This window comes from Paenibacillus dendrobii, assembly GCF_009807035.1.
Classification (GTDB): Bacteria; Bacillota; Bacilli; order Paenibacillales; family Paenibacillaceae; genus Paenibacillus_AQ; species Paenibacillus_AQ dendrobii.
In genome coordinates this window covers 723213-749325 of the sequence record NZ_WUBI01000003.1, presented here as the reverse complement: position 1 = coordinate 749325, position 26113 = coordinate 723213, and the positions used below count along the sequence as shown (strand labels likewise).

The following is a 26113-nucleotide window of genomic DNA, read 5'->3' as shown; positions in this document are numbered from 1 at the left end:
ACGAGGTAGATAGGTTGGAGGTGGAAGTGCAGCAATGCATGGAGCTGACCAATACTAATCGGTCGAGGGCTTATCCTAATAACTAAAACACAAATTCGTTTCGTATCTAGTTTTCAGGTGATTAAACATCTGATTCGCAGTTTAAGCTGCATGACTTTTCTAGTGTCGGATATTTTCCTGAAGGAATTCAGGGAGTGGAACGACCGGAAAAATCCTGTTTGGTGGCGACGGCGGAGGGGTTCCACGCGTACCCATCCCGAACACGACCGTTAAGCCCTCCAGCGCCGATGGTACTTGGACCGAAGGGTCCTGGGAGAGTAGGACGCCGCCAAGCAATCCCCTTGATGGGGCCTTTTTTTTGCTTAAATTCCCACATATATCATTGTTTTTAGATATGGGCCCTTAGCTCAGCTGGTTAGAGCGCACCCCTGATAAGGGTGAGGTCGGTGGTTCGAGTCCACTAGGGCCCACCATATAACTTCAATAACTTCATAAAGTAAGTGCCGGGGCTCCCGAAAGGTAATCGGAATAAACCTCGAAGCCATACTTCACTTTTTGAGGTGAGATATGGGGCCATAGCTCAGCTGGGAGAGCGCCTGCCTTGCAAGCAGGAGGTCAGCGGTTCGATCCCGCTTGGCTCCACCATTATTCCCTGATAGCTCAGTTGGTAGAGCACTCGACTGTTAATCGAGTTGTCACAGGTTCGAGTCCTGTTCGGGGAGCCATATAAGGCCCGTTGGTCAAGGGGTTAAGACACCTCCCTTTCACGGAGGTAACAGGGGTTCGAATCCCCTACGGGTCACCATTACGATTTAGCTTCGATTGGGGATGAGAACCCATAAGGGTTCGTCGGAGCATGAAGTTCGATAGCGCTGCTTCGCAGTCTCGAACGAAGTGAGAGTATCCCCCTACGGGTCACCATTTTAATTACAACCATATGTATGGAGGCTTAGCTCAGCTGGGAGAGCATCTGCCTTACAAGCAGAGGGTCGGGGGTTCGATCCCCTCAGCCTCCACCATTTTACCCCAAAAAGTGAAGATGAAGCTTTGTAGCTTATTCCAAATACTTTCCGGGAACCAGAAGAATTAAATACTTATTACTGACGCGGGGTGGAGCAGCCCGGTAGCTCGTCGGGCTCATAACCCGAAGGCCGCAGGTTCAAATCCTGCCCCCGCAATTACTTTCTTACATAGAAAGTGCCTCTGTGGAACCGTGGTGTAGAGGCCTAACATGCCTGCCTGTCACGCAGGAGATCGCGGGTTCGAATCCCGTCGGTTCCGCCATTTAAATTTGCTTCAGGGATGAGAATCCGGTTATCGGGTTCGTCGAAGCATAAATCTCGTTAGCGCTGCTTCGCAGTCTCGAACGAAGTGAGAGTATCCCGTCTTTTCATTAATTAAGAGCCATTAGCTCAGTTGGTAGAGCACCTGACTTTTAATCAGGGTGTCGAAGGTTCGAGCCCTTCATGGCTCACCAGTTTTATTTTATATGCGGACGTGGCTCAGCGGTAGAGCATCGCCTTGCCAAGGCGAGGGTCGCGGGTTCGATTCCCGTCGTCCGCTCCAATATTTGCGCCCTTAGCTCAGCTGGATAGAGCGTTTGACTACGAATCAAAAGGCCAGGAGTTCGAATCTCTTAGGGCGCGCCATTTTTATCTTAGAGTCATATTTACACATGCCGGTGTGGCGGAATTGGCAGACGCGCGCGACTCAAAATCGTGAGGGAAACCGTGGGGGTTCGAGTCCCTTCACCGGCATCATATTTATCGGGATGTAGCTCAGCTTGGTAGAGCACCTGGTTTGGGACCAGGGGGTCGCATGTTCAAATCGTGTCATCCCGATCTTTTAGTCTGCGTTGTCAGATAGCCAATTTATAAAATAAATTAATTTGAGGAACGCACTTAACCCTTGAGAATTTACCCGTGTCTCCATACGTAAATTAAATCCACAACTTCAAGAGGTTGTGGATTTTGCTTTTTGGGGCATGTAATCATTAAGCATCCTTGACATCAACGACCTCGAGACGCTTTGGGCATCCCTGTGGTTCGCCTTCATTCTAAAAAAATCCACAGCCATTACCGCTGTGAATTTTTAATTAATGTTGATTATTGAACAGGGGTTCCGTTCGAAACAAATAGTTTCCCCTTACCTCGGCAGCCCAATTTGCAAAGACCTCTCTCCATTGAACACTTTTAAAGAAATCATCTACGGATTGGTTGTCGGAATCCCAATCAACAAAAATGTTGAGAGGTGTGATTCCTCCAGCCCAAATTCCATTACTGACGTCAGTTCCCCTCTCTCTAACTAATAATATGGGAATTCCGAATTGGAAATCCATGACAGGTTCGATTTGAGAAAAAGTCGATCCTTCCCAGAACGGAGTGGTCGTTGGCGGCTGCCCCACATTGGATTCAAGAATTTCAACAAGAAATCTGCGGAAGTTGATCGCATTGATCCAAACCGAATTTCGCGGTGCGGACTGCGGTACAGTATCACTTGATCACCGGCTATGAAGATGGAAGCTTCCGACAGATGGAGACGATTACGCGCGAGGAAGCCATGACGATCATTTCCAAGGCAATGGCGCTTACCGGGTTAAAAGATCGGCTGCCGGTTCAAGAAGCGATTGTAACGCTTCAACCATTCGCGGATAGCGGATAGGTAGCCTCGTGGGCGCAAAACGACGCGGCGGCTTGCATCCTCGCGGGAATCATCACAGGTAGAAGCAATACTACCATTGCAGCGAAGGCAAACGTCAAAAGAGCGGAAGTAACGATTATGCTGCAGCATTTGTTACAGAAGTCTGATCTGATTTAAGGGATGGATCAACACGTGCTCACACGACAGTCATTCTTCTATGAAGAGTGATTGGCGGCGAAAAGCCACGGTTTGTTTCCATCTTGAAAAACCCGATCTTACGCGGTCGGGTTTTTCTATGTGTAGAAATGGAAATAATCCTATTTTGCATTCTTGTCTGGCTGGTGAATCCCAAAAAGATTCCCCTCAGTATCAATATAGTATCCTTGCCATGCCATACCAGGCAGTGCGTATTTTGGCAATGCTAGTTTGCCTCCATAATTAAGAATTTTTGTTTCAGTAGAATCGTAGTTTTCCACTCCCATTGTACATGCGTAGCCATTCAAAGCTTGGGATTGTTCTGGGGCAGCACCTTGACGTTGCATCAAAGCTCCGTTAATTCCAAGTTCAGTTTCATCCCCGGCCATAGCCCCGAAGTAGGGCATTCCAGCATAATCGCTCCAATCCTCAAATGTCCATCCAAATACCTCGCCATAAAATTTCTTAGCACGCTCCATGTCATCTACATGAATTTCGAAATGAACTAATCTGCCCATAATTCCCTCCTGGGTTTTGGTTTCTTTACATCTTTTATTATTCATTGTTTTGATTTGATTTGATTGTCCCTCATCATTATTGTAGTTATTTGAAAAATTATTCATTTTCAAACATAGCCTGTTACTTCCCTCACCATCATGAACACCTCCGCATGAGGTTGGTGCTTTTTCTGTTGATAATAAGCATCTCCTTCTACAAACTTCTTTGTTATAATTATTTAAATGAGATTATTCATTGGTAGCGCCGGATCTTCGCACACGCGATCGAATTAAATATATTAACTGTAGATTGGCTGGTGAATCTGGATGAATGAACAATTCTGGTTAGTTGTACAGTATCCACTGAAAAGTGTTAAAGGCAGTCAACGTGACCACTGGTTAAGAGCAAAAGTAATGGAATGCTTGGAAATATCTCTGGCAGATGCTGGCTTAGGCTATGTGGACGGCTTTGATATGGGGAAATGCATGTCTGACCCGAAAAAGTATGTTCTTAATATATTTTGTGTTGTTACGGAGGAAGAACCGAGTATTGCCTTGGTGAAAAGAGTTTTAAGAGATAGCAGGCTTGATTATACTCGAATAAAAATCGCTACAATGCCCTATGGAAAGGAAGAAACATATACTCTGAAATATGCATATAAAAAGGGCGTTACCGATTTTTCACTATAGTAAGGTGTTGTGTTTAGAACTGAATTACACTCGTAGAAGCTTATGTGGCGCGGTCTTCGAGCAGGGGTGAATGCACCTGGATTATCGAAATAATCACAACACTCATTAGCGTCTTTGCTTCAATAAGCTCATCTGAAGAGAAACCGTCCTAGTCTAAAGTCTAGCTTCAGATCCCCCTTAAGACGGTTATGTCAGGCGAATAAGGCGGATATAATGGATTTATTACTCAGAGCGTGACTTATGAAGCTAAAGGGGTGTTTGAATGTGAAGGCAATAGATGCGACTGAGAAGGTGCCAACGGGTAAGGTAAATTGGGTACTTTTTAATCCAAAAACCTATACAACGATCCTCTATTTATTGCTATCTCTCCCGTTAGGGATTCTCTATTTTACAGTAGCGGTAACGGGGCTTGCATTATCTATCGGTTTAACTCCAATATTTATCGGAATTCCGCTGTTTTTTGGAGTGGCTAAGCTATTGAATGGGATTGTGAGTTTTGAACAAAACATGATTAGACAAATTTTGGGTTTACCTACTCCTCCTGTTTCGCATAGCTACAATCGACGGTCTGAAGCCGGGCAGAACTGGTGGATGCAAATGGTGAGAGGTTTTGACGGGGGGCTATTCATTCGCAATCTGCTGCTCGTACTTCTCAGATTTGTCACGGGCATCGTATTCTTTGTGATTATGGTAACGGTGATTGCACTAGGATTGGGATTCATTGCTCTTCCAGTCGTGCATATTATTTTGATGAATGAAATGCAGCTTGATATTTTAGAGAACAGCTTGTTTAGTTACTTTCATATCGATTGGACTTATAATCAGCAATATCTGCTGTACGTAGGCGTTGGCCTTGTACTCTTTTGGCTGGCGCTTCGCGTCGTGAATGGGCTCATGCAAATTCAGCGCAGAATCATGTATGTAGATGAGCCATATCAGCAGCCGTCAGTACCCGTGGAAGCACAAATGTATGCTTCGGTCGAGTCGCAAAATAATGAGTACCAAGGTGATCAGCCTACTCAAGGGATGATGCATCCAGCGTATCGAGAGCTTTAGAAGCTCTCTAGCAATCTTGCTTGACCCCAAACAGGAGCCTCTTGTCCACCCGTGGACAGGGGGCTTGTTTGCGTGTGATTTATTTTTGTGTTGACTTAAACCATGGTTTAAGTCGTATCCTATACCTGTCGACGATGCAAAATAAAATGTGGAGGCCTCCAGATGAAGTATTGTTCCATTAGCGAAGCTTCAGCCCAATTCAATATTCCGGAATCAACATTACGTTATTACGAAAAAAAAGGACTACTTCCCTTAATCGAACGTGATGGAGCGGGTAGGCGGTTATTTTCGGAAGATCAGATGGCGCTCCTTAACACCGTGATTTGTTTAAAAAACACCAACATGCCGATTCGTGGCATTAAGCAATACATTGATTGGGTAGTCGAAGGGGATAGCACTATAGGGCTTCGGCTTGAAATGATGAAAAACCACAAGCAAACGGTGCTAGCCGAGATTTCATTGATGACAGAGTCCTTAGAAGGAATTGACTTCAAAATTTCACGTTATACCAAACAACGTACGCAGACCAGATCAGGAGAATGATCGGATGAAGCATATGCGTAACCGGCGCATCTCAAGGAATTGACTTCATTTCTTTGAAATTCATTATGGAGAAGAGGAACAATCATGAAGCTTTCAGGAAATACGATACTTATTACAGGCGGAAGTGCCGGAATCGGACTCGCTTTTGCAGAACGCTTTTTAGAAGCTGGAAATACTGTCATCGTTACGGGACGGCGGGAACATGTACTTCGACATGCGCAAGAAAAACTCCCAGGCCTGATTACTCATGTAAGTGATTTGAATCATGAATCCGAGCGTATAGCCTTATTTGATTGGGTAACAGCGAACTATCCTGAAGTGAATGTGTTAGTGAATAATGCAGGGATCCAACAACGATTTAACGTTTTAAAAGCGGATGCGAAGAACAGTTGGAACGATTTCAACAATGAGATTACAACCAACATTGAAGCGCCATTCCATCTCTCGATGCTGTTCGCTCCGTTTTTTGCCACAAAAGAATCGGCGACGATCATGAACGTGACATCGGGGCTCGCGTTTACACCGTTTGCGATTGCTCCGATTTATTCCGCGACAAAGGCGGCGCTTCATTCATTTACCATGAGTCTTAGACACCAGCTCTCTGACACGTCGGTAGAAGTGATTGAGGTTGCTCCTCCGGCAGTGAATACAGATTTAGGGGGATCGGGGCTGCATACGCATGGAGAACCGTTAGATGCCTTCGCCGATGGCATTTTCAAGGGATTAGAAGAGGGTAAGAAAGAAATTGGATATGGCACTTCAGTGGATCGCCTACGCATGTCAAGAGATGAAGTCGACGAATACGTAGAGAATATGTATAAGGCAACGAAAAACACCATTGAATAACTCCAATGTCATAGATGATTATTCGCTGTATTGATGCAAGCCATGCGAAGGATCTGAGGAAGCTTTCGAGCGAATAGAGATTGAAAATGAATGAAGTATAGATAAAAGCAGGCACCTCTGGTGCCTGCTTTTTTGTGATGTACACATGTGGACGTCAGCGTCATGTAACTTCCCATTTTTGTGATCAAAACCTAACGTTTTTTGACTATAGTATCAAGTTTGTTGTCTGGATGAAAGCGCTCTATTTCCTATAAGATAAACGTATACGAAGCAATACGAAGCTAACGGAAGAGGTGACAGACATGGACGCTAAAACCAAAAGTAAGCGTTTTCGTACGCGTTGGCGCAAGCAGGACACGGAGCTGACGATTTTGGCATTGCCGACGACCGTATGGTACATTCTTTTCTGCTTTTTACCTATGTTCGGTATCATTATTGCCTTTAAGAACTTCAAAATAAGCGGTGGATTTCTAAGCAACGTTTTTAACAGTCCCTGGGCTGGATTCAAGAACTTTGAATTTTTGTTCAAGTCCAACGATGCCTGGATCATTATTCGTAACACGATCGGGTACAACATCGTATTTATCATTCTCGGCATTGTGATTCCGGTCGCTTTGGCGCTGATGATCGGCATGATCCACAATCGCAGAGCGGGAAAGGTATATCAGACGATGATGTTCCTGCCTTACTTTCTGTCGTGGGTCGTCGTTTCAGCGGTAGGCTGGGCATTTCTAAGCTTTGACAAGGGGATCGTCAACCAGGTGCTAGTGGATATGGGCAGAGACCCAATTAACTGGTACATGGAACCTTCATACTGGCCGTACTTTTTGATCTTCATGAATATTTGGAAGGGTCTGGGTTACGGGATGGTCGTTTATTTGGCGACGATTACCGGCATTGATAAAACCTACTATGAGGCAGCCGTAATTGATGGCGCTTCCATTTGGCAGCAGACAAGGTTCATTACGTTGCCTTTGATGAAGCTTGTCATCATCATGATGTTCATCTTGGCGGTGGGTCGCATCTTCTATACGGACTTCGGGTTGTTCTTCCAGGTACCGCGGGATTCGAATTCCCTGTTTAACGTGACCACAACCATTGATGTATTGGTGTACAAACAATTGAAAAGCGCAACGGTCGGCATGGCTTCTGCAGCCGCATTCGTCCAATCCGTACTGGGCTGCTTGATGATTCTCTTTGCCAACTGGGTCGTTCGGAGAATTGATCCGGATAGCGCGATGATATAGGAGGTGGGTTTATGGCGACAAGAACGGTATATGAGAGTGGTCTAGATCGATTCAACCGTCCCAGTAAAAGCGTTAATATCATTTTCAATCTGATATTCATCATACTCGCGTTAGTCTGCGTCGTGCCTATATTGGTCGTGCTGTCCATTTCGCTATCCAGCGAAGAGTCCATCCGCCAAACGGGATATCACATTTTCCCGACTGCTTTGTCCGGAGAGGCTTACGGCTATATCGTGAATCAGGGAACGATGATTCTGCGTGCGCTTGGGGTATCCTTATTCGTTACGATCGTAGGTACCGTGCTGGGCGTACTGCTCACGACCTCGATGGGTTATGCCATCTCCCGTCCGAATTTTAAGCTGAAAGGGCTGCTCACCTGGATCGTATTTATTCCGATGGTGTTTAACGGCGGCCTGGTTTCAAGTTACTACATTAATTCGAACATGCTCGGGCTGAAGGACACGATTTGGGCGCTGATTCTGCCGCTGGCGGTTTCATCCTTTAACGTGATCATCTGCAAAACATTCTTCAAGAGCACGATTCCGGATGGCCTGATCGAATCTGCGGAAATGGATGGCGCGAGCCAGATGCGCATTTTCTTCTCGATTATTTTGCCGATATCCTTGCCCGTCATTGCAACCATCGGATTGTTTCTGTGCTTTGGTTACTGGAATGACTGGTTCCAATCGATGCTCTACATCAACAACCAGGATTTGTATTCCTTGCAGGCGCTGCTCAATAACTTGATGAGCAACGTGGACGCGCTCGCCAAGAACGCAGCCAGCATGGGCGTCAGCTATGCGATGCTTGCAGCGACGATGCCGAAGGAATCTGCGCGGATGGCGGTTGCCATTGTCATCGTGCTGCCTGTAGCCTTTGCTTATCCGTTCTTCCAGCGGTACTTTATTTCCGGTCTGACGGTCGGTGCCGTGAAAGGTTGATAAGCGTTTACCTTCATTGAGACGACGTCGAAAGACGTTTGATCATAACATCGCCGTTTGAAGCATACGAGCATTTTACATGAGACCGAAGAGCGGCGGCAGAACATTTAAAAGGGGGAAATACCAATGAAAAGACCTTTGAAGCTCCTCTCCACCATGTGTATTATGGCACTTTTCATGTCCGCGCTTGCGGCCTGCGGTTCGAAGTCGGATACCACAGCCACGGATTCAAAAGCTTCCGATTCGTCTTCATCTTCTTCATCTTCCAAGGATGTGCCAACGTTGGTTTGGTGGACGATCGGCGGCCAGGTTCCGAACAACTTTGACAAGGCCGTTGCAGCGATGAATGAATACACCGCTGAGAAAATCGGCGTCAAGGTCGACATTAAGGTCGCTAGTTGGGGCGAATGGGATACCAAGATCAACACGATCGTAAACACGGGTGAGCCATTCGATATCTTGTTCACCACCGGCTCCAAGTACAGCCAGCAGGTTTCGATGGGCGCTCTGGCCGACCTCACCGATCTTGTGCAAAGCGAAACGCCGGATCTGCAGAAGCTCATTCCTGAAAAAGTATGGGATGGCACCAAGATTGGCGGCAAAATTTACTCCGTACCTACGTATAAAGACTCGTCCCTGACGCAGTATTGGGTATTCGATCATAAGTATGTTGAAAAATACGGCATCGATGTGAACAATATCAAGACCCTCAAGGACCTGGATAAACCTCTGCATGATATGAAAGCAGGCGAAGGAAAAAGCTTCTATCCATTGCCGATGACGCAAGGCGAAGGACTGAACGGATTCTTTAACGGTTATGACGATATGGCACTCGGGCTTCCTCCGATTGGCGTGAAAGCCGATGACACTTCCCGTAAGGTCATCTCCGTTCTGGAACAGCCGGATGTCATGGATGGTTTGAAGACGCTGCACCAATGGTACAAAGACGGCATTATCAACCCGGATGCACCGACCAAGCCTGAGCCGGACAAAGGACGCGCATTCTTTAGTGCCCAAGGGTTCCCTGGCGCAGAAGTGGGCTGGCAAATCAACGAGGGCGTAGAAAAGTACGACATGGTACAAAACTATGGTCCAATCTATACGACCTCGACCATTCAAGGCTCTTTAAATGCAATCTCTGCGAACTCCAAGTATAAAAAAGAAGCACTGAAGTACCTGGAGCTGGTCAATACCGATCCTAAACTGCGCAACATGCTTGCTTTTGGCGAAGAGAATGTGGATTACAAGAAGATCGATGGCGAAAAGGTCGTTGAGCGCACAACGGACACATGGCCACTGGCTGCTTATACGCAAGGTACGTTCTTCGATATGGCGACAACCAAAGGCGCTCCAGAAGATCAATGGCAGCAGGTTGAGAAACTGAACGGGGATGCTTTCGCTTCGTCCTTGCTGGGCTTCTCCATGGACACGACCAACCTGGCTACCGAAGTAGCGAATACGAAGGCCGTGTGGGATAAGTACCGCTATGAATTGCTCACGGGCGCTTCCGATCCGGAGAAAATGGTACCGAAGATCGTTTCTGAAATGAAATCGGCCGGCATGGATGCCATCATGAAGGCTGCTCAAGAACAGATCGATGCTTTCTTCAGTAAGTAAGTCTTAACGCCCTGCATTAAAGACCCGAACGGAGGAGTCAACTGCCGTTCGGGTCTTGTTATATCGGTAATTTTGCATAAAAACATTTTGTTCTATATATCGTCTGGATGGAAGCAGTCAAATGGTATGATGAAATGGATTTATGCCATTGAATTCATTGATGCCTGCATTTTATGATGGAATGAGTGCCGTATGACAAACAGCAAAGGAGGCGGCCGCATGAATTCCTTTTGGCAGATCAAGATCTATCGCGGCAAATTCATTGCTTATACGGTATTCGTGGTGTCTATTGGCTTGACGCTTGGCGCTCTGACTTGCGCGGTGCTGCTGTATCAGTGGATCGAGAATGCCCGCAGTGAGGCTGTCAGCGCCTTTGCCCGGATTGAAGGCGAGCTTCAGTCTGATAATGACCGGATCGAAGCTTACATGCAGCGCATTTATTCCAACAATCGCCTGATGACGGATGTCCGTTACTTTTTGGGCAACAGCGCCGAAGGATATCTCACGGGCAGGCTGCAAAATAGCCAATCCAGCGAACCGCTCATCTCCTTTCCCGAAGATATGAAGGCCTTTCTGTACAGCTCGGCCCAGGGAGACATTACTCAGATTAGTCTTCATACCGAGTTTCAGGGCAATGTGGTCCGATTTGACGGCAACGGCAATGGCAGTTTTCAATTTCGGCTTCCGAACACGGACGACGCCTTCCGCGAGTCCATTCAGAAGGGATTCGTATACCGCAAAAAATTGTCCGATCCCAATCAAATTTCGCGCCAGATCGGGGAGTTCCGTTTTCGGGTCAGCAGCGAGCAGTTGTTCAAGAAGGTACGCGGCTACAAACTGGATATCGCCGCAGCCGTGAGCGATTCCGGTGAAGTATACATGGTCTCCGGTGGTGATCACAGGATGGAAGCGCTGGCCCTCAAAGCAGCGGCAGAGCAGCGGAACAGCGGCTATATTTCATTTGGGGGAGTGAAAAGGGTGTTTTACATGACCTACTCCTCCACCAAGTTCAATTACAAGTTCGTCGTCCTCGTGGATTTGCTCCTGCTCATGCGTCAAAATGCCACCATGCTCGTCGCCGTATTTTTGATCGTACTCATGGCCATGATCAGCGTACTGATACTTATCGTTTATAATCTGCGCGATGACGCGAGATTCCTTAAACGCATTATTCATTCCATCAAGCGCGTGAAAACCGCGGATTTCACGTCGATTTCTCCCGCACGCTACCGGCGAAACGAATACGGCATGATTGCCCGGGAACTCGACGATATGGTTCTTCAGCTCGATAAACACATCCGTACCGAGTATTTGCTCAAGCTGAAACAGCAGGAGACCGAAATGAAGGCGCTTCAGCACCAGATCAATCCGCACTTTTTGTACAACACGCTGGAGGCCATTCGCTCTACGGCTTTGGTGAACCGCGATGTGGATACCGCCGATGCCATTGCGACGTTAGGAACCTTATACCGGGATATCGTGAAAAAAGAAAACATTATTTCCATCGGCAGTGAGCTCGAGTTATTGCAACAATATTTAAAAATTATGGAACTAAAGTACCCTGGTCGGTTTTATTACCAGATCCATGTGGATGAGGCGCTGATGTCGTTATCGACGGTCAAATTTTGGATGCAGCCTCTGGCGGAGAACTTTTTCGTTCATGGTTTCAACCCGGGCCATGAATTCAATCTGCTCATCGTCAATGGCTGGGAAACGGAAGAAAGTTATGTACTGGAATTCGTGGACAACGGAAAATGGATCACCCAAGAGCGTTTGGATGAGGTCCGCCGTAATCTTCCCTACCGTGACGACGCTCCTGTTCATAGCATAGGGCTGCATAATGTATATACCAGGCTTTCCTTTTTCTATGGAGAGGGCTTTTCCATGGCGATTGATAATAACGAGGAGGCAGGCGTTAAAATTACCGTGATGATTGCAAAGGAGTGATTAGGCATGTATAAGCTTCTGATCGTAGACGACGAACCTCAGATTTTGGAAGGGATGAAACGGACTTTGGATTGGGCGAGCTACGGCTTCCACCGCATCGAGACCAGCGAAACCAGAGAAGATGCCGTCTCCAAGGCTGTGGAGTTATTGCCGGATATCGCGATCTTTGATGTCTGTATCGGCACAGACCGCGGCTACGAGATCATCAACAAGCTTAACGAGCTGCGTCTTCCTACGAAATATATCATTATGAGCGGTTACAGCGAATTCGAATATGCCCAGGAGGCCATTCGCTGCGGCGTGAAGGATTATCTGTTGAAGCCTGTCGAGCGATCCAAGCTGCAGATGGTGATCGAGAAAATCATCGTGGAGGATTTGCATGGCACGCTGGATGGCGTGAATGGTGAAGATCTGAGCACAGATCCGATCCTGGGCATTCCATATGAAGGTTTATCTAAATTGACCAACCGCATCCTGCTGATGGTGAAGGCGGAATACGCCCAGAACATCACGTTGAGGTCGGTGGCGGAGCGCTTCCGCATGAACAGTACCTATCTCGGGCAGCTATTTTTAAAGGAAGCCCAGATGAAGTTTTCGGAATATTTGATGGCTTATCGGATGCTTCAAGCGAGGGACTGCATCCTAACCACGGATGAGAAAATTGCAAGTATCGCGCTTTCGGTCGGATACGCGAACCTGAACTATTTTTACACCCATTTTCAAGGGTACTTTGGCAAGTCGCCTTCGGAACTCAGGAAAAAAGGTTAGGCTCCCCATGGGAGAAAGGAGGCTTACGATGCATCACCCCTCTTTTTTCGGCCGTATCACCTTATACATGGCGTTAACCGGCATGTTCGCACTGCTTGCAGCAGGCTGTTCCTCGTCTACAGTCGAAGATCAGGGTACGGAGCCTGGCGGAAGCATGGTCAATCTGGTCTATTACACGATCGGAGAGCCGGACAAGGATCTTCAAATGGTCAATGACAAAATCAATGAAGTTCTGGCCAAAAAAATTGGCGTAACCCTTACATACATCAAGGTGGGTTGGCAGGAGTATGATAACCGGCTAAATACGATGGTGTCGGCGGGGACTCCCTTTGACATTGCCTTTGCGTCCGACTTTACGGGATATGTCAAGCGGGGGGCGTGGCTGAGGCTGAACGACTATCTGTCCAATGTAGGGGAGGGACTGTACGATGTTATCGACCCTATTTTTTGGGAGGGGTTGCGCATGGATGACGGAGGGATTTACGGCATACCCACGAATAAGGAATTGGCCGTGCGTCAGCAGTGGATGTATCCGGAAGAACTGGTGAAAAAGTATAACATCGATATTGCCCAGTACAACACCCTGGAGTCGCTTGAGCCTTTACTCCAGATGATTAAGCAAAAGGAACCGGACTATTTTCCGATGGAGCTGGACAAAGACTCTCAGAATTTTTTCGCTTTATATGGCTATGAATATCTCATGGACAAGAAGCTTCCGCTGATGGTGCGTTCTCTGGAACCCGGCTCCAAAGTCGTGAATATCTTCGAAACGAAGGAAGCGCGGCAGGTACTCTTGACGCTTCGTCGCTATTACAAGGCAGGATACATCAATGAAGATGCCGCATTGCGGGAGAGTCAGGGACTTAAAAGAGGCCTCAAGGTATTCTGGAAAGCTTCGGAAGGCGGCCCTCTCGCAGAAAATAGCTGGAGCAAGGATCGCGGATACACGGTTCTGGCGCACCCGGTCACGCCTGAGCTCGTGACGACGGAGTCCGTGCGGGGAGGCATCATGGCGGTCAGCTCGGAAACGAAGCATCCCGTGGAGGCCATCAAGTTCCTGAATCTGCTGAATACAGATCCTGAGGTACGTAACCTGTTCAATTATGGCATCGAGGGCGTGCATTATACCTTGGATAAGAGCGGCCAAGTCGTGACGATTCCTCCTAAAGATGAGAACGGAGATCCTATTGCGGATGCGCCGCCCAATTATACAGGGGTAACGTACACCCAGGGCAACTGGTTTATTCTGAAGACCATGGGCGGGGCAAACCCGGACCCTATCAACAAATGGGATGAGTTTCGCTCTTCCAACGCCAGAGTCGTCAAATCGAGCCTGCTCGGCTTTACGCCCGATTTAACCATGATGCCGATCCAATTGCAGAATATCGAAATGGTCTGGCAAAAATATTACCCGAGCCTGATGACCGGCAGCGTCGATGTGGACACCGAGCTGCCAAAGTTCAATCAGGAGCTGAGGCAGGCAGGACTTGACGAGGTCAGGGCAGAGGTGCAGAGGCAGCTGGATGCGTGGCGCAGGAATCACAAGTAGCGTTATGATTCATTAAATAGATTAGGGTTCGGAAGGCGCTCAATGGAGCTGCTTCATGCCTTTAAGCCACACGGCTTCAATCGACAAGGTATCCGAAATACGGGTGGTCGGATCGCCATTCACCAGTATAAGGTCGGCGCGCGCTCCTGCAGCGATCCGCCCCCGATCATGAAGAGCAAAACGACGAGCCGGTTTGGAAGTAGCGGATTGCAGCGCTTCGATCGGCGTGAATCCGGCCTGGACCAACAATTGCATTTCATGATGAACGCTGGCGCCATGCGCAAGTCCGCCGAGATTCGGTACAGGGACGGGTGAGACATCCGTTCCGACCAGAACATCCACTCCGGCCCGGTGAAGATCCATGACATTTTTAAAGCTATTCTCCAAATTTCCTTGCGGGAAAGTATTGAAGCTGGAGTTCAAAATATCCAACCAATCCGGACTTAATTTCGAATAAACTCGCGGATCATTCGCCAATTCCGTTGCCGGATTTCCAAGGATGGACGCGTTCAGTACCAAGCACGGCGTCACAAACGCGCCTGAATCGGCGATGGATTTCACCAGTTCGGGCGTGGATTCGGGCCGGTCGATGAACAAGTGGCCCAATCCGTTCACGCCAAGGTTGATGGCGGTTTGCGAAGAATGAGCGGTCAAGACGTGGGCGATAACGATTTTATCGAGCTTGTGAGCTTCTTCCACGGCCGCTTTTAGAATTTCGTCGCTTAATACAGGTAAGCCCGGAGCCCCCATGACCGTTCCTTCTTCAATCATGATTTTAATATAATCCGCACCATTCTCCACTTGGGTGTGCACATGCTTGATCGCTTCCTCCACAGACGTCACTTGGGGGATTTCCTCATGATCGTGAGCATAAGCGGCCAGCATAGCTTCGCGGTCTTCCTTCGACAACTTCTCGAGTTCCCTTAATACGAAATCAGGAATTTCATCGCCATCCGGCAGCAGTTCATCCGGATGACCGCCCGGAGCGGTGATCGCCGTACCGGCAGAACGGACATCGGAGACGTTATCCACATTTTTCAATTGGATGGTACGCCCCCTTTCCGTAAAATCGCCGTTCATTTCAAGCTCTGTCGTCACGCCGAATTGTAAAGCATCCCTTAATCCGCCAATGGACGTATGAACATGCGCATCGATCAAGCCTGGCAATAAAGTCGCACCTTTCGCATCAATGATGGTTGCGTCTGCCGGGATTTCTCCTCCTACCGCTATGATAGTGTCCCCTTTGATGATAACATGTCTTGAATCGATCACTTTTTCCCCATCGAAAATCCTTGCATTTGCAATCACCGTAACTGTATTCTTCATGCTGTCTTCCTCCAATAGTTTATGATTTAACAGTACGAATGATAACAGTTAGAATTCTAACAGTCAATAAACTAATATAATAATTGACATACAAACTCCCTCCCCGTATAGTTATTTAAATGTTGAAAGTTAGGATTCTAACAATTCGAGGAGGTACAATGGTGAAACCTCGCAAAGATACGCCCTATCTGGAATTGTTTCAGATGATTGGCCTTAAGTTAAAGAAAAAAGCGGATGAAAGCATAAAAGAGTTGGGGTTAAACTCGCAGCAAGGAAAAATGATCAGCTATATTTACGAGAACCAGAATCAAGATATCATTCAAAAGGATCTGGCCGATCGATTTCAGCTGCGCGGGGCTAGCATTACAAGTATGCTGCAGGGGCTTGAGAAGAAAGGATACATCGAGAGGAAAATTCCAGCCAATAATGAGCGGCAAAAAAATATTTATGCTTTGCCAAAAGCTGTTGAATTGATTGAAGCTTTTAATGACTCCTTCCAAAAGGTCGATGAAGAGATCGTTGAAGTCCTTACCGAAGAGGAGAAACAGATGTTAAAGGAATTGTTGATCAAGATTAATCAAAGATTATAATGGCGGATGAATCGAATGAAAGCTTGATGCCTACAGGAAACCTTACCCGGGCCGCAACTGCAGCGAGTTTCCAGCGTAAACGGCTCTATGCCGCCACGTTGGAACAATCGTGAACAAGGTTCCCCGTGCATCCAAACGCTACTCTATTCTAATGGCTTCCAAGTTAAGCTCTATCGTGATTTCGTTTCCAACCACGACGCCGCCCGTTTCCAGCGGGGAGTTGAAGGTCAAGCCGAATTCGCTCCGATCGATGCGGGCGATGGCATGGAAACCAGCGCGCTGCCGGCCGCGAGGATCATGGTTCATTCCTTCGAAAGCGGTATGGAAGATAACGGGTTTAGTCGTTCCGTGCATGGTTAAATTTCCTGAGATGTCATACCGTCCTTCGGCAGCAGGTTCGCAGCGGAGGCCTTGAAACGTGATATCAGGATATTTCGTTGAATCAAGGAAATCATCGCTTTTCAAGTGTTCGTCCCGCTGCGGCTGGCGGGTCGTGATACTGCTTGCATCGATGGAGGCTTCGATCGCCATGTTTTCAAGTGCATTCGGATCAAAGCTCATTTGAGCCTGAAATCGCTCGAATACGCCTTTGATTTTGTTAATCATTAAATGCTTCACCGAAAATTCGACGGAGCTGTGCTGAGGATCTACTTCCCAAAGTATCGTGTTCGTGTTCGTCATGTCGTACCACTCCTTTTCGTTTATGAAGCTGATTATATAAAAACGCTACTGACAACAGCCTGTCAGTAGCGTTTTAAGATGTTTTTGACTTGTCGTGAATCGTTGCCAGGGCTTCTTTTACACACGGGCATCCTATTTTTTCGTCAAAAGATCGGTGCAAACGGGAGAGGCATCCGCTATACTGCTAGTTATGAAGGAGGATGACACGATGGGCTACATAGACGAGGTATCGAAGGAGTTATACAGCTATCTTCCCCCTCTCACCAAGCAGGATGATTTTGACGAGTTCTGGAAGACCACGATCCAGCAGGCCAAGGCGGTCCCGCTGGAGCCGGAGAGGGATCAGGTGGATTACCCGGCCCGCTACGCAAAGGTCTACGAAATTTCTTATTACGGAATGGATGAAACCCGAATTCACGGCTGGCTGATCGTTCCGGCATTTGCGAAAAAGGAGAAATATCCGTGCCTCATCCATTATCACGGCTTTAACGGCAGCCGGGGCAAGCCCTCCGAGCTCATGCATTGGGTGATGATGGGGATGGCTGTATTGTCCGTGGACTGCCGCGACCAGGGAGGACGGACGGGCAACAACGCTTCCTACTCTCACGGGTATACAGCGAATGTAGCCAGCAAGGGCGTACATAACAAATGGGAGTATTATTACCGGTACGCGTATATGGATGCGTTGAAGGCGATCGACTTCGCCTGCGCCCAGGAGGATATCGACGCTTCGAAAATCGTCATCGAAGGCGGCAGCCAGGGCGGGGCGCTCGGTACGGCGGTATCCGCTCTGGACGACCGTCCGGTGCTCTCGATGGTGGACGTGCCGAGCAACAGCAACCTCGTCTGCCGAATCGAAGGTAACCACGGGGCTTTTGCGGCGGTAGCCGAATATCTGAACAAGCACCCGGAGCAGACGGACCTCGTGATGGACAACCTGAGCTACTTCGATACGATGAACCTTGCGGACCGCATCTCGTGCAGGGTGCTCGCCAGCGTCGGATTAAAGGACGAAACGTGTCCGCCGCAGATGTACTTCGCTACCTATAACCGGATCACGAACAGCAAAGACATCGTCATTTATCCGTTTAACGGGCATGAAGGCGGAGGGGCCGGCCATACGGAGATCAAGCTGGACTATTTACGTAATCATTTTCCCGACTGGTTCGAAGAGTGAGACCATGAATAGGAATTGATCGGATATTGTTCACCACTGCATGGAGGCAGGCGGAGAATCGAGCATGCGAAGGTTTGAAAAGCGGCGCCAACCCGGCGTCGTTTTTTTGGGGATAAGGTAGCGTCCAGCTTTGAAAATGAAGTGATTTTGTTCTATGGGAAGCATCATTTTGTGTATGACAGTTGGACGGGCCGTCGTGCTACGATATCCATGACGACGTCATGCCCACATAAAAAAATGAAAGCGCTTTACTATACCGGCCGGATAGAGTCCCATGCTTTGCATATGAGAGGGTTAACATACCAAAGGAGGCGGATGATGATATGAAAAGAGGCAGACCGTGGAAAATGGGAATTGCGGCGCTGATGCTGGCGACGCTCCTGCCCGCAGGAACGGGCAGCGCTGCCGCGGCACTAACCGAGGTACCGTATGCGATGGATTCAAGCAATCAGGCGGGTTGGTGGTCCCCGCTCGAAACGTATGGAACGGGATTGGAGTACGCCTACATGGCTTATAACGCCCCCGGAAGCGTCGAATCGACGCACAAGGTTTATATCGCCCGCCGGGACGGAACCGGGGCATGGTCCAACATTCCGGTGATGGATGGAAGCAAGGTTGCGGAGTACACCGACGATGTGGGCCATAACCAGCCGTCGATCGCCAGGGACGGAAGCGGGAGATTCCATGTGTTTGCTTCGATGCATGATGAAGCCTGGCATTATTTCCGTTCCGATACGGTCGGGGGAACGCCGCAAAATCATTCCGCCGACATGCCGACGCCTTCCACGTTCAAAGGCACGTATCCCGTCTTGACCACGGCGCCGAACGGGGACGTGTACCTGTTGATACGTTCCAGCGAGGATGCCGCCGGCTACCGGTCCGGGCAGCTGTTCCGCTTTGACAATGCGGCTTCCACGTGGTCCAAGGTGGCTGTGGTTGGTTCGTCCTTGAACAGATCGTTCTACCCTGACGATCTCGTGTTCGATGCGAACGGCGACTTGCACATTCTGTTTGAGTGGTCCGCTTTTGCGGCCAGCGCACTGCGGCATGAATTGTCTTACGTCAAATACAGCCCGGCGACGGGCAGTTTCACCAAGGCCGACGGCAGCGCCGTCTCCTTGCCGCTGAAGCCTGGAACCGCGGATATCATCCAGCCGCTTGCCGCGACCGAAGTGTATGTTCAAACGGGCAGTGATCCGGGGGGGCCCGGCGTGCAGAGCGCCAAGCTGGCCGTCGACTCCGCGGGCAGCCCTGTCGTTGCGTACCGTTATCGGGAGGAAGGAAGCACCACCTTCTCCGTGAAGTATGCATCTTACGGTAGCGCTGGTTGGAACCTGCAGACGGTGTATAATGCGTCGGAGACCAAGGCAGCCATCGATATCACGTGGGCGGGCTCGGTGCCTCGGGTGTACTACGCCAAAAGCAGCGGTACGGACCGCGCCTTCATGGCCGTCCCGTCGGGCGGCGGCTGGAGCCAAACGTCCATTGCGCCAGGCAAGCCGATCGAGCGGCTGAGCGTGAAGCGCAATGATAACGGCGTCGATATTTTGTATCTCGTGGACGTCACGAACCGCAAGCTGAATTATGGCAGGAATTAAATCGAAAAACACAACAGCTCAGATGGAAGGGGGCGGTTCTGCACTTGTCAATAGAACGATTTGATGCTTTTAGCGGCCCGGGACGCTACATTTTTATGGTATTGCACGAACATTCTTATCTATGGACATCGCGTGAGATATAATGGGAGCACCAAGAGTATAAAGGAGTTCTCGTGATGCGGAAATGGCTCGGCCACCTCGTTCCCCACAAGCTGAAATACCGGTTGTTTGCCGTGTTTGCGCTCGTCATTTTGCTTCCGTTCAGCGTATTGAACTTATACAACTACCAGAAAATCGAATCGCTTGTCCAAAATAAAATCAGCGAGCAGAGCCACGAACAGCTGGACAATCTGCACCGCTCGCTCGAGGATCAGCTCAGCATCGCGTTCAAGACCCTGATCTTCCTGGAGCAGGATTCGGAAATCAGGCGCATCCTGCAGCAGCCGGAGGAGCGTTCGGTCCTGGACAACAAGGAGATTATGGAGGACAAATTCAAAGGTCTGAATAACAGCTTTTTCCTGTATAATCCGTCCGTCTATTTCACGCTGCTCGACAACAGCAGCCATGTATATACGTCCTATCCGCCGAATAAGTCGCTGAATTACAGCCAGATTGCTTCGAACCCGTCGTTCAAAGCGCTGGAGGAGGCCAAGAGTTCCTATCTTTGGGTGTCTGACGATGACAATTACGTGTCCCGGGATATCAGCAAAAGCCCGGCACTGCTGTCCCTGTATGCAGAACTTCGGGACCGCAGCAACCGGGCTTACGGCCTGGCGCGCATCAGCATCGATTTTTCGTTCTGGTTCCAATCCATGCTGCAAAAATCCGAGAGCGATCAGGCCTATTTCATCATGACCCGTTCCGGCGAGGTGATCGCAAGGTCCATCCCCGATGCTTCGCTGTCTCCGGAAGCCGTGCAGGAAATCGCAAGTCTGCCGCAAAACGGCCACTGGACGGATCAGCAGTCCGACTCGCTCGTTAACTACAGCTATCTGTCTTCCCTGGACTGGTACCTCGTGGACCGGATTCCGCTCCATTTGTTGTTCCGGGAAATCGAAACCCTGAAGAAACAGTATTTCGTGACCTTTTACGTCATTACCGCCGCGTTTATTGCGGTTGCGTTCATGATTGCCCATGCGTTTACGAGGCCGCTATCCCATATGCAGCGAAAAATGAAGGAAGCGGTCCACAAGGATCTTCGGATCCGGCTGCCCGAGAAGCGCTACAAGGGCGAAATTTTGGAGCTGACCCGGACTTTCAATGCGATGATGGTCGATATGAACGGACTCGTCCAGCGGCTGCGGGCCGAGGAACGGCAGAAGGATGCGGTGCATTTTCAAATGCTGCTGGCCCAGATGAACCCTCATTTCCTGCTGAATACGCTCAATACAATGAAGTGGATCGGGCTGCGGGGCGGAAACGAAGAGATCGTGGAAATATGCCTGTCCCTCGGAAAGCTGCTGGAGACGAGTCTGAATTCCGACGTAGACCTGATTCATCTCCGCGACGAAATCGAGCTCACGCGCGCATTCCTCTACATTCAGCAGGTGAGATATGGGAACCGCTTTCAAGTGGAGTTCAGCTATGACGAGGAACTGGTCTACGCGCTGGTGCCGAAACTGAGCTTGCAGCCGCTGGTGGACAACGCGATTCAGCATGGCATCGGCAATATGGCGGAAGGCGGGCGGATTCTGATCCGGATGGGTCGCAGCCCGGAGCTGCCGGACCGGCTTACGCTGGAGGTCGAGGACAACGGCGCCGGCATGGGGCAGTCCGGTAAGAAACGTGAAGAAGGACGCAAGCGCCCGAGCATCGGGCTGCAAAACGTGCGGGAGCGGCTGCGCCTGTTGTTCAAGGACAAAGGAGAGCTTGAGATCATTCCGCTCGAGCAGGGCACGCTGTGCCGCATGCATTTGCCGGTGCTGCTGTCCGAGCCCTACGAAAGTGCACGGCAATCCGATATCATCTAGCGAACTGCGAAGGGGAGAACGCATATGTGGAAGGTACTGCTGGTGGAAGACGAAACGTTCGTGAGGGAATCGGTCAAGGAGATCATCCGGTGGGAAGAGATGGGTTTTACGCTGGCCGGCGAGGCAAGCAACGGCCTGGAGGCGCTGCCGATGATCAAGGAAGATCCGCCGGATCTGGTGCTGTGCGATATCGTCATGCCGCAGATGGACGGCCTGGAGCTGCTGCAGGAGACGCGGAAAGCAGGCATCGCATCCAAGTTCGTCATGCTGACCTGCATCGGCGATTTCGAATCGATGCGCAGAGCCATGGAATACGGCGCATCCAATTATATTTTGAAGCTGTCCATGAGCGTCAAGGATTTGCGGGAGACGCTGGTGAAGGTGAGCAGGGAGCTGTCGGCCCAGCGTTCCCCGGCCGAGCGTCCGGTTCGTCCGGCTGCGGCTGCCCGGGAGAAGATCACCCATCCCGAAGTGAACAAAATCATGGAATACATCGAACAAAACTATGACCAGGACATTACGCTCAGATCACTCGCACGCTACGTCATGATGGGGGAAAACTACGTCAGCGCCCTGTTCAAAAAGAAAACCGGGGAGACGCTGATCCACTACCTGCACCGGACAAGGGTCGAGAAGGCCATCGAATACCTGACGACGACGGATCTTCCGGTCAATCGGATTTGCCAGAACGTCGGGTTCATGAACGACAACTATTTCATTAAAATTTTTAAGCGGATGACGGGGATGACGCCGAGCCAGTACCGGATGAAGCAATAGAACAAAATGCATCTCCGGGCGACCGGTGATAAGCCCCTAACTGCGTATATCTGTTCCATGGAAATCATGATTCTGTTACTTACGGCGTGACCCGCTGCTTTGCTATCCTTGAGCTGCAACACAACATTCCTATTTGATGCGGGGGGCTTCAATTGAGAAAAAAAGGTTTGCTTGCGGGATTCGTATCGCTGGCGCTGATCGCGGGCGTGATGTCGGGCTGCTCCGGCGGCGGAAGCAAAGGGGAAGCCGAAGGGGCGGATGCGAAGGCTGCTTCGTCCTCGGGTACTGTTAAGCTGAAAATGTGGGGCGGGGTTCCGCCGGAAGCCGGGCCGCAGGAGGTCATGGACGCCTGGAATAAGGATCACCCGGACATTCAAGTGGAGTACGTGCGGTACGTAAACGACGATGAGGGCAATTTGAAGCTGGATACGGCGATTATGACCGGCCAGGATGTGGACTTGTTCATCAACTATTCCGCTTCGCAGGCGACGAAACGGGTAACGTCGGGGGCAGCAGCCGATTTGAGCTCATTCACAGACTATAATATTGATGAGAAAATGGGGCCGGAAGCCGAAGGCTGGAAGATCGAAGGCAAATATTACGGTGTGCCGACGACGAAAAGTTCGTTCTTCGTCGCGCTGAACAAGGACGCCCTGGATGCGGCCAATCTGCCGGTTCCGAAGGATTGGACCTGGGAAGAGATGATGGAATACGCCAAAAAGCTGAAAAAAGGCGACGGATACGGCTTCATTCAAAACACCGAGCCGTACGTTGATCCGATCGACTCGGTGCTCGCCAAAGAAGGCTATACCAAAGCGGACGGGACGTCCAACCTGGATCACCCGCTGGTGAGAAAATGGCTGGAGTCCTTGAACCGCATGATGAAGGATGATCAAACGACGCCGCCGCTCGGCGAGCAGCTGACGTCCAAAATGCCGGTCGAGCAAATGTTCCTCAGCGGCGAAGTGCCGATGCTGAACATCGGGGCATGGCTGCTCCGCAGCTCTAACAACTTCACCGATTATCCGCGCGATTTCAAAATTGCGTTCGCGCCGGTGCCGAGACTGGAAGAGGATGCGGCGAAGTACGTGACGCGCGGCGGTTTGGGTGATTATATCTCGATCAACGCCAAGTCCAAGCATCAAAAGGAAGCATGGGAGTTTCTGAAATGGTACGCGGACGGCGGCATGGCGCCGATGGCGGCAGGAGGGCGTTTGCCGGCATCCAAGGATTCCGATCAGGACGCGGCGCTGAAGAGCATGCTCGGCGACAAAGGGGACACCTACGATCAGGAATCCTTGATGTACGTCATGTTCGACAATAAGACACCGACTTTTGTCCGTACCGTTCCGCAGGAAGTTATGGATCTGCGCTCGCAGGAATACGAAAAGTACTTCCTGGGTTCCCAGGGTCTGGATGCGGCAGTGGCGGAGATGGTTAAGCGGCATAACGAATATTTGAAATCCAATCCGCAAAAGTAATCATTTGCTGCGGAGGTGAAAATGACAAGGGACGGCCCAAGCTTGATGGCCGTCTCTTTTTTATTCCAGATAGAACAATTTGATGACCAAGCGCCATGCGGCGAGCTGCACGGTGTTTTTTTTGCATCATTTTGTGGTATGAAGACGATGGTTTTGTTCCTTCTCGTGAACCGCTGCGGCTTGCTAGACTGAGTACATCAAATCAAGAAATGAGGGGAAAACGCATGAACAACCATTGGATGAGAAGGCAGCGGAGGCTGGGTTACGTCTTTATCGGGCCCAGCATGATCGGCGTGCTGTTGTTCTTTCTCATACCGGCCGCATATTCCCTGGGCTTGGTCTTCACGGATTATAAATTCATGAATCCCAAGGTCGGGTTCGTCGGTTTCGATAATATCATCCGGATGCTGCACGACAAGCTGTTCTACCTGTCGCTGAAGAATACGGTCCTCTTCCTCGTGGCGGTGCCGGTGTCGATCGCGCTTGGCTTCGTCGTCGCGGTCATCCTGAACCAACGGATCTATTTAAAAAAGCTGCTGCGCGCTTTGTATTTCATGCCGTACATCACGAGCGGGGTAGCCGTCGCCTTTGTCTGGATGCTGCTGTTTCAGCCGAAGCAGGGGCCGATCAACGGTTTCCTCCGCGGCATCGGCATCGAGCATCCGCCGGGGTGGCTGTCCACCACGACAACTTCGATGTTCGCCATCGATATCATTTGGATCTGGTTCCTGATGGGCTATAACATGATCATCTATCTGGCCGCGCTGCAAGAAGTATCGCCGGAACTGCTGGAAGCCGCGAAGATCGATGGTGCGCGGCCGGGTCAGCTGCTCCGTAAAATCATTTGGCCGCTCGTCAGTCCCACGACGTTCCTGCTGCTCGTAACCGGCATGATCATGACGATCAAGACGTTCGGTATTATTCAGGCGACGACGCAGGGCGGTCCTGGGAACAGCACGACCATCCTTTCCTTGTACGTCTATCAGAATGCTTTCCGATATTATGACATGGGCTATGCCGCCACGATCTCGTGGGCGCTGTTCATCATCATCCTGATCATCACCGTGGTTCAATGGATCGGCCAAAAACGTTGGGTCCACTATTAACAGAAAGAGAGGCCTGAAGCATCATGGAACTCAAAAAACGACTCGTTTCCGGCACGCCGGGCAGGCTGCTGGTGACGCTGATCATGCTGGCGCTGGCCATCGTGATGATCATGCCCTTTTTATGGATGATCAGTACGTCCTTGAAAACCCCGACCGAGGTGTTCAAATACCCGATCGAATGGATTCCTGCGCATCCGACGTGGGAGCATCATCTAAAGGTGTGGAGCGGCCCGAAAAGCTTCGGCACCTATTATCTGAACTCGCTGAAGATCGCTTTCATCGGCATGGTCGGAGCCACGTTCCTGTCCGCTTTCGCGGCATATGGCTTCGCCCGGGTCGAATTCAAGGGGAGAAATGCACTGTTCATGCTCTATTTATCCATGATGATGATTCCCCCGCAGGTACTGTTCGTGCCCAAGTTCATCATGTTTGAATGGGCCGGCATCTACAACACGCATTGGTCGTTGATCCTGCCCGGCATGTTCACGATTTTCGGCGTGTTTATGCTGCGCCAGTTCTTTCTGTCCATTCCCCATGAGATTTCCGAGTCGGCCTTCATCGACGGAGCGGGGCATTTCCGGATCTTCTTCCGGCTCATTCTGCCCCTCGCCAAACCGGCACTGGCTACTCTGGCCATCATCGATTTCTCCTGGCAGTGGAACGATTACGAGAATGCGCTGGTCTTCCTGATCGACGAGCGGCTGTATACTATTCCGCTTGGACTTCAGAATTTCATCCTGGAAAATACGGTGGATTACAACGGCATGATGGCCGCGGCTTCTGCGGGCATTATTCCGATGATCGTCGTGTTCGCGATCGGCCAGCGCTACATTATTCAAGGCTTGACCAACTCAGCGGTGAAAGGGTGAGA

22 protein-coding genes, 12 tRNA genes, 2 rRNA genes and 1 pseudogene are annotated in these 26113 nt (G+C 49.9%); 34 read left to right on the top strand and 3 right to left on the bottom strand.

Features of this window, described 5'->3' with window-relative positions; translation table 11 throughout:
* From GRF59_RS21370 to GRF59_RS30315, 16 genes and pseudogenes are all read left to right on the top strand, one after another.
* A 23S ribosomal RNA gene (locus tag GRF59_RS21370) occupies nt 1-78 on the top strand; the annotation flags it as partial.
* A gap of 139 nt (nt 79-217) precedes the next feature.
* Nucleotides 218-334 (top strand): 5S ribosomal RNA (gene rrf, locus GRF59_RS21365).
* Between the two features lie 62 nt (nt 335-396).
* Nucleotides 397-473: transfer RNA gene (locus GRF59_RS21360), tRNA-Ile, on the top strand.
* Nucleotides 474-569: 96 nt separating this feature from the next.
* A tRNA-Ala gene (locus GRF59_RS21355) sits at nt 570-645 on the top strand.
* 4 nt (nt 646-649) lie between these two features.
* Nucleotides 650-725 (top strand) — tRNA-Asn (locus tag GRF59_RS21350).
* Nucleotides 726-730: 5 nt separating this feature from the next.
* Nucleotides 731-805 (top strand) — tRNA-Glu (locus GRF59_RS21345).
* A gap of 138 nt (nt 806-943) precedes the next feature.
* Nucleotides 944-1019: transfer RNA gene (locus tag GRF59_RS21340), tRNA-Val, on the top strand.
* Nucleotides 1020-1104: 85 nt separating this feature from the next.
* Nucleotides 1105-1178 (top strand) — tRNA-Met (locus tag GRF59_RS21335).
* A gap of 29 nt (nt 1179-1207) precedes the next feature.
* Nucleotides 1208-1284 (top strand) — tRNA-Asp (locus GRF59_RS21330).
* Between the two features lie 117 nt (nt 1285-1401).
* Nucleotides 1402-1477 (top strand) — tRNA-Lys (locus GRF59_RS21325).
* A gap of 14 nt (nt 1478-1491) precedes the next feature.
* Nucleotides 1492-1566 (top strand) — tRNA-Gly (locus GRF59_RS21320).
* Between the two features lie 6 nt (nt 1567-1572).
* A tRNA-Arg gene (locus GRF59_RS21315) sits at nt 1573-1649 on the top strand.
* A 28-nt stretch (nt 1650-1677) separates the two neighbouring features.
* Nucleotides 1678-1757, top strand: a tRNA-Leu gene (locus GRF59_RS21310).
* Between the two features lie 10 nt (nt 1758-1767).
* Nucleotides 1768-1841: transfer RNA gene (locus GRF59_RS21305), tRNA-Pro, on the top strand.
* A 631-nt stretch (nt 1842-2472) separates the two neighbouring features.
* Complete coding sequence (locus GRF59_RS21300; RefSeq protein ID WP_160499704.1) at nt 2473-2661, top strand: S-layer homology domain-containing protein; 189 nt, start codon at nt 2473-2475, stop codon at nt 2659-2661.
* Nucleotides 2662-2676: 15 nt separating this feature from the next.
* A pseudogene (locus GRF59_RS30315) lies at nt 2677-2817 on the top strand (hypothetical protein); the annotation flags it as partial.
* Between the two features lie 140 nt (nt 2818-2957).
* Here GRF59_RS30315 and GRF59_RS21290 read toward each other — a convergent pair.
* On the bottom strand, nt 2958-3353 hold the full coding sequence (locus GRF59_RS21290; protein WP_160499765.1) for a VOC family protein: 396 nt from the start codon (nt 3351-3353) through the stop codon (nt 2958-2960).
* Between the two features lie 306 nt (nt 3354-3659).
* Between GRF59_RS21290 and GRF59_RS21285 the strand changes: the two genes are divergently transcribed.
* From GRF59_RS21285 to GRF59_RS21240, 10 genes are all read left to right on the top strand, one after another.
* Nucleotides 3660-4022, top strand: coding sequence for a hypothetical protein (locus tag GRF59_RS21285; RefSeq protein WP_160499703.1), 363 nt, complete (start codon nt 3660-3662; stop codon nt 4020-4022).
* 264 nt (nt 4023-4286) lie between these two features.
* Entirely contained in the window at nt 4287-5078 is a 792-nt protein-coding gene (locus tag GRF59_RS21280) for a sensor domain-containing protein (protein ID WP_160499702.1), read from the top strand.
* A gap of 162 nt (nt 5079-5240) precedes the next feature.
* A complete protein-coding gene (locus GRF59_RS21275) occupies nt 5241-5621 on the top strand; it encodes a MerR family transcriptional regulator (protein WP_160499701.1) in 381 nt (126 codons plus the stop codon).
* A gap of 84 nt (nt 5622-5705) precedes the next feature.
* Nucleotides 5706-6467: an SDR family oxidoreductase gene (locus GRF59_RS21270; RefSeq protein WP_160499700.1), complete on the top strand. Its 762-nt coding sequence runs from the start codon at nt 5706-5708 to the stop codon at nt 6465-6467.
* A gap of 302 nt (nt 6468-6769) precedes the next feature.
* Nucleotides 6770-7714 (top strand): ABC transporter permease, encoded by a 945-nt coding sequence (locus GRF59_RS21265; protein ID WP_160499699.1) that lies wholly within the window; start codon nt 6770-6772, stop codon nt 7712-7714.
* A gap of 11 nt (nt 7715-7725) precedes the next feature.
* Nucleotides 7726-8655, top strand: a complete 930-nt coding sequence (locus tag GRF59_RS21260; RefSeq protein ID WP_160499698.1) for a carbohydrate ABC transporter permease — start codon at nt 7726-7728, stop codon at nt 8653-8655.
* A 126-nt stretch (nt 8656-8781) separates the two neighbouring features.
* Entirely contained in the window at nt 8782-10272 is a 1491-nt protein-coding gene (locus GRF59_RS21255; protein WP_160499697.1) for an ABC transporter substrate-binding protein, read from the top strand.
* Nucleotides 10273-10491: 219 nt separating this feature from the next.
* Entirely contained in the window at nt 10492-12219 is a 1728-nt protein-coding gene (locus GRF59_RS21250; RefSeq protein ID WP_160499696.1) for a sensor histidine kinase, read from the top strand.
* A gap of 6 nt (nt 12220-12225) precedes the next feature.
* Nucleotides 12226-12987, top strand: coding sequence for a response regulator transcription factor (locus GRF59_RS21245; protein ID WP_160499695.1), 762 nt, complete (start codon nt 12226-12228; stop codon nt 12985-12987).
* 28 nt (nt 12988-13015) lie between these two features.
* A complete protein-coding gene (locus tag GRF59_RS21240) occupies nt 13016-14536 on the top strand; it encodes an ABC transporter substrate-binding protein (protein ID WP_160499694.1) in 1521 nt (506 codons plus the stop codon).
* Between the two features lie 39 nt (nt 14537-14575).
* Here GRF59_RS21240 and GRF59_RS21235 read toward each other — a convergent pair whose 3' ends face one another.
* Entirely contained in the window at nt 14576-15862 is a 1287-nt protein-coding gene (locus GRF59_RS21235) for an amidohydrolase family protein (RefSeq protein WP_160499693.1), read from the bottom strand.
* 161 nt (nt 15863-16023) lie between these two features.
* Here GRF59_RS21235 and GRF59_RS21230 point away from each other — a divergent pair, with 161 nt between their 5' ends.
* Complete coding sequence (locus GRF59_RS21230) at nt 16024-16452, top strand: MarR family transcriptional regulator (protein WP_160499764.1); 429 nt, start codon at nt 16024-16026, stop codon at nt 16450-16452.
* 138 nt (nt 16453-16590) lie between these two features.
* Here the strand turns inward: GRF59_RS21230 and GRF59_RS21225 are convergent, their stop codons facing one another.
* Entirely contained in the window at nt 16591-17133 is a 543-nt protein-coding gene (locus GRF59_RS21225; RefSeq protein ID WP_160499692.1) for a YceI family protein, read from the bottom strand.
* A 208-nt stretch (nt 17134-17341) separates the two neighbouring features.
* Between GRF59_RS21225 and GRF59_RS21220 the strand changes: the two genes are divergently transcribed.
* From GRF59_RS21220 to GRF59_RS21190, 7 genes are all read left to right on the top strand, one after another.
* Nucleotides 17342-18310 carry an acetylxylan esterase gene (locus GRF59_RS21220; RefSeq protein ID WP_160499691.1) on the top strand — a complete coding sequence of 323 codons (969 nt, stop codon included), beginning with the start codon at nt 17342-17344 and terminating at the stop codon, nt 18308-18310.
* Nucleotides 18311-18633: 323 nt separating this feature from the next.
* Nucleotides 18634-19908 carry a BNR-4 repeat-containing protein gene (locus tag GRF59_RS21215; protein WP_202128783.1) on the top strand — a complete coding sequence of 425 codons (1275 nt, stop codon included), beginning with the start codon at nt 18634-18636 and terminating at the stop codon, nt 19906-19908.
* A gap of 176 nt (nt 19909-20084) precedes the next feature.
* A complete protein-coding gene (locus GRF59_RS21210) occupies nt 20085-21878 on the top strand; it encodes a sensor histidine kinase (protein WP_160499690.1) in 1794 nt (597 codons plus the stop codon).
* 24 nt (nt 21879-21902) lie between these two features.
* Nucleotides 21903-22655 (top strand): response regulator, encoded by a 753-nt coding sequence (locus tag GRF59_RS21205; RefSeq protein ID WP_160499689.1) that lies wholly within the window; start codon nt 21903-21905, stop codon nt 22653-22655.
* A 152-nt stretch (nt 22656-22807) separates the two neighbouring features.
* Nucleotides 22808-24136 (top strand): ABC transporter substrate-binding protein, encoded by a 1329-nt coding sequence (locus GRF59_RS21200; protein ID WP_237391948.1) that lies wholly within the window; start codon nt 22808-22810, stop codon nt 24134-24136.
* Between the two features lie 224 nt (nt 24137-24360).
* Entirely contained in the window at nt 24361-25242 is an 882-nt protein-coding gene (locus GRF59_RS21195; RefSeq protein ID WP_160499688.1) for a carbohydrate ABC transporter permease, read from the top strand.
* Between the two features lie 23 nt (nt 25243-25265).
* Nucleotides 25266-26111, top strand: coding sequence for a carbohydrate ABC transporter permease (locus tag GRF59_RS21190; RefSeq protein ID WP_160499687.1), 846 nt, complete (start codon nt 25266-25268; stop codon nt 26109-26111).
* The last annotated feature ends 2 nt before the right edge of the window (nt 26112-26113 follow it).